4 protein-coding genes and 1 pseudogene are annotated in these 3,948 nt (G+C 53.4%); 4 read left to right on the top strand and 1 reads right to left on the bottom strand.

What is annotated here, in order from left to right; genetic code table 11:
• From JJD74_RS31070 to JJD74_RS30260, 4 genes are all read left to right on the top strand, one after another.
• The coding region (locus tag JJD74_RS31070; protein WP_234451940.1) for a hypothetical protein at positions 1-242 on the top strand (242 nt) is incomplete at its 5' end.
• Positions 243-343: 101 nt separating this feature from the next.
• Positions 344-1,828 carry an ATP-binding protein gene (locus tag JJD74_RS30270; RefSeq protein ID WP_200618072.1) on the top strand — a complete coding sequence of 495 codons (1,485 nt, stop codon included), beginning with the start codon at positions 344-346 and terminating at the stop codon, positions 1,826-1,828.
• A 526-nt stretch (positions 1,829-2,354) separates the two neighbouring features.
• Positions 2,355-3,293: a hypothetical protein gene (locus tag JJD74_RS30265; protein ID WP_200618065.1), complete on the top strand. Its 939-nt coding sequence runs from the start codon at positions 2,355-2,357 to the stop codon at positions 3,291-3,293.
• 395 nt (positions 3,294-3,688) lie between these two features.
• On the top strand, positions 3,689-3,829 hold the full coding sequence (locus JJD74_RS30260) for a hypothetical protein (RefSeq protein ID WP_200618063.1): 141 nt from the start codon (positions 3,689-3,691) through the stop codon (positions 3,827-3,829).
• 2 nt (positions 3,830-3,831) lie between these two features.
• On the opposite strand, the pseudogene JJD74_RS30255 reads toward JJD74_RS30260, so the two are convergent.
• A pseudogene (locus JJD74_RS30255) lies at positions 3,832-3,948 on the bottom strand (IS30 family transposase); the annotation flags it as partial.

The raw sequence follows: 3,948 nt of genomic DNA, 5'->3' as shown, positions 1-3,948 counted from the left end.
ATCATTTCCATACTGATCACCCTGTGTTCTCCTGCTCAAAAATTGAGCAGAAGCAGTTGAACACCTGGGTCAGTTTTCAGTCGGCAGAACAGCCTCTACTGGGTCAGTTTTCGGTCAGCGGCAACATGGACTGCGTCTCGTCTCGGCTGCTTGAGCCTCAAGAAAGATTATTTTGTATGGTTATGGCGGGGGGGCTGGGTACGCTGGCTCACCCGCCACCCAGCTATCAGTTTGCCCCATGAACGGGTACAAACCCGCCCCCTACGGCCCTGCCGGGTGTTTACAGTTGCGTCCATCAATAGCCTGGCGTCGCCAGGCAAAAAGTGGATAAGGCAATTCGTAGATGCAGATTCGATTCGGCCTCGACGCCCAGCAACTGAAATTAGGCAAAACCGTCCCTGTGATTTGGGACAGTTTAAAGCTAGTCAATGGCCATACGCTTATTGTGGGTATGTCCGGCTCGGGTAAAACCTTCACGCTTCGAAAAATGATCGCTCAGTTGCTTAGATCTGCGGGGCACCAGATCCCGCGCGTTCACCTTTTTGATGTGCATGGTGATCTGGAGATACCTGGTGCTTCCGAGGTCCGGTTCTCCGAGCAGACGTGTTGGGGGTTCAATCCTCTGAAGGTCAACCCCGACCCGCATTTTGGCGGCGTCAGAAAACGAATCCAGTCTTTCATGGCCACCATGAATCGGACCATGCGCACGATGGGGCCAAAACAGGAGGCCTGCTTGCGTAATATTTTGACCGACGTCTACGCCCAGTACGGATTCAAGCAAGATGATCCGTCGACTTGGTATGTCCAGGATGAGACCGCGGTGCTGATGAGTGATGGTCATGAGGAGCGGCTGTTCATTGATGTACCAAAGGCCGAAAAAGACGAGGCAAAGGCCTTGGGCGCACGTTGGAGTGGTGGGCCTCTCTACTCCTGGTACATCAATCAGGACCAGTACGAAGGAGCTGTGACCCGTTGGCCTCCAAAGCTCATGGCCAGAACAAACCCGTCGATCAAAGATGCTCTGAGAATGGCTCAGAATATCCTGCAGCAGTCCTTCCTGGGATCGGGGGCCGACGCGGTCACCTATCTTGAACTCGCCAACAGATCAGCACAGTCCTACCGCAAAAAGGCGATTCAAGCTCTTCGCAAAGGTGAGGCGAACTTTGAGGACGAGGCTGGCAAGCTGGAGCTGGACAAGGCCAAAAAGAAAGCAATCGACGCCTTCGCGACTTACGTGGAATCCATCACCACGGGCCGAGAGCTGAACTCTCTGATGAAGTACGACAGCACTGACGTGCTGAAGTCTGTTGTCGACCGCCTGCAGAATCTCGATGCGATCGGCATTTTCAAACCGACTCCTCCGCCGTTCGAAATGAGTAACCCCATCTGGCGTTACAACATCCACGCGCTGTCAATGGAGGAACGAAAGTTGTTCGTACTCTTCAAGCTCGAGGAGTTATTCATGGCCGCGGTGGAGCGAGGCCCTCAGGACCATATTCAGGACGTAATCATCTTGGACGAGGCGCATATCTACGCCGACGATGATCCAGACAATCCAATCAACACCATCGCAAAAGAGGCGCGAAAGTTTGGCGTGATGCTCGTGGCAGCATCCCAGAGTCCGACGCACTTTCCGGAGGACTTTGTCGCTTCAGTGGCCACCAAGATTGTGTTGGGTATTGACGAGATTTACTGGAGGCCAAGCGCGACAAAACTGCGCCTGCGCGAAGAAGCATTGGCGTGGGTAACCTCGACTAAGACGATGCTGGTCCAGCTCAAGATGAAAGGCGAAACACAAAACGACTGGGCCTGGTGCTCAATAGCCTAATGGGGACAGCCATTTGAAAACTTTACCAATCGCGATGCTTTCGCTGTTGCCGCTATTTGCAATTGCGGGCCAGACACCAGTTCCTCAGGACCCGGCACGAGAGCCAATACCTGAAGCGGCGATGCTAGATCGCCTTGAGCGTATTTCCCTTCCCATTGGCAAGGGAGCAATCTTGCAGGATCGTCGAGGCTGCCTGTGGAGTGTCATGGAGGGGGAGAAGGCCCCTCGCCTGGTTGCCCTGACCGATGGGATGAATAAGCCTCTGTGTCGCACTGTGGAGGCTGATCAGCCTTCTCTGAGTCCGCCAGTCCATCCAACCAAATAACAATTATAAATCCCACGACGAATGAGCTGGTGTGTTCAAAACAGCTCCACGAATGGTTGGATGCTGTTGGCGCGCTTGGGTAATCCATTTTTCGCTAAGTTCAGCGTGCAGCATTGCTCTGTGACGGATTTGGGCCGGCCATTAGAATCGGGGGCATAGGCGGCCATATTTGCCTCTGGTAATCGAACTCCTAGGAAAAAAATGAAAACTTCCGCTCAGATGAATTTCACGAATGAAGACCGAATTCAGATTTCCCATCCTCTCCTTTACGCACTCATGACCTATGGTGACGGATCAGCTACCAAGGTACCCATTTCAAACTGGAACTCGTGGGGCTTGGGATCGCGTGGGATTCTGACCTGGTTGGTGATGGAGGCTCTGAATGTTAGGCGGCATCCTTGGCATCCTGACGCCTGCCAAGCTTCTGCACCCAAAGATGAGGAGGCTGCTGGGGCGCTGAAGATTCTTAAGGAACACCTCGATACGCCCCACAAGGTCGAAATCGCGCTAGGTGAAATCAGGCGTATCTACGATCACACGCAGTCGGTATTTAAGCGGCGTGGAATTCGGACAGTTCAGCTTCATCGCAGCCTTTATGACGGAGATGAAGGGGGGGGCGAGGAGGGGTATGCCACCACCATCTTGGATATGTCTAGAGCGGCAAAGCGTCTTAATTACGAGCACTTCGATCTCCCTTCCAATGTCCTTACTTCATGGTGCGAGGGAGCCGGTTATGCAAGCTATCCAGTGACCATACAGGTCGAACATCCTGTAGAAAACGTCCTTTGGAGCAGTGATGTGATCGCTTCAAAAGGGGAGAAGCCAACCAGTTCGGCGGTTGAAAGTGGTGAGTGGATAGTTCTCAACCGGTCGTTAAATGGCCTGTTGAGCGTTCCAGCTGATGGGGTCATTGTGCACCGCAACTCAAATCTCTGGAGGCCAAGTTACGACCTGGAGGAAAGGATCGATTCCTGCAAGGGTTTAACTTCTGAGGAGCGTGCTGAGAAGTATCTCGCTAAGCAGCGAGGAAAGTTGGCGCCTCTGAAGGGATATTCCATTCCGCATTACCGCCAGGGGTTACTGAATCTCCGTTGGAGGGATCGTCTTAAAATTGCGCTGCAGGTAATGAGAACGCGGTGATACGCCGGTTGCAAATGCACCTTGCTGCCGCACGATAGTAAGCGTCTTGGCAACACACCTAACTGATGCCATCGCTTGAGGCTATGGTGTCCACTTAAGTGGACACCATTTTCAGCATTCTAAGTGGGCATGCGTGTTGGCACTGAAACAGTAATGGCGCGGGTTGTCGTAATGTTCGGTGCGGCGAGTAGGCACTGTGCTCATCTGTTTGCCAATTCCCGCGCGACACGGCTCTGAAGCCGATTTGGATGCCGAGCAACTTCAAGCTCTCGTGCTGGGGTGGGTAGCCTTAGCAAAGAATCGGTGCTGGTAGCTCAATCACGATTTTTTATGCCCTGGCCTTGTGGCCAATCTGTTAGTCGCCGCTGAGAGTCTGCTCTGGCACAATCAGCGGCATGATTTCTTCGACCAACCTCGACCAGGTGCCCCCAGAACAGTTTCGCACCTTTGCCGAACGGGGCATGCAGTTGCTGTTCCCAGTCGATGCCGCGGGCAAGAAGAACCACCGTCCTGAAACGAGTGTTGAATGGTCCTGAATTCAACACATAAGTGCAACGCTCACCCCTGTATGCACTTCGTACGGCGTCTTCCAGCCCAAGCGCTTGCGCGGGCGTAGATTGATCCTCGCTACTGTCCGATTGACGGCTTCGACGGT

The organism is Pseudomonas sp. MF6776, assembly GCF_016613125.1.
GTDB classification, from domain to species: Bacteria; Pseudomonadota; Gammaproteobacteria; order Pseudomonadales; family Pseudomonadaceae; genus Aquipseudomonas; species Aquipseudomonas iridis.
Note: the sequence above shows the minus strand (reverse complement) of the source record. Positions and strands in the feature narration are given on the sequence as shown.

Bases quoted from the DNA above. Each gene is read 5' to 3' on its own strand.
- JJD74_RS30270 (WP_200618072.1), top strand. From the start codon at position 344: ATGCAGATTCGATTCGGCCTCGACGCCCAGCAACTGAAATTAGGCAAA.
- JJD74_RS30265 (WP_200618065.1), top strand. From the start codon at position 2,355: ATGAAAACTTCCGCTCAGATGAATTTCACGAATGAAGACCGAATTCAG.
- JJD74_RS30260 (WP_200618063.1), top strand. From the start codon at position 3,689: ATGATTTCTTCGACCAACCTCGACCAGGTGCCCCCAGAACAGTTTCGC.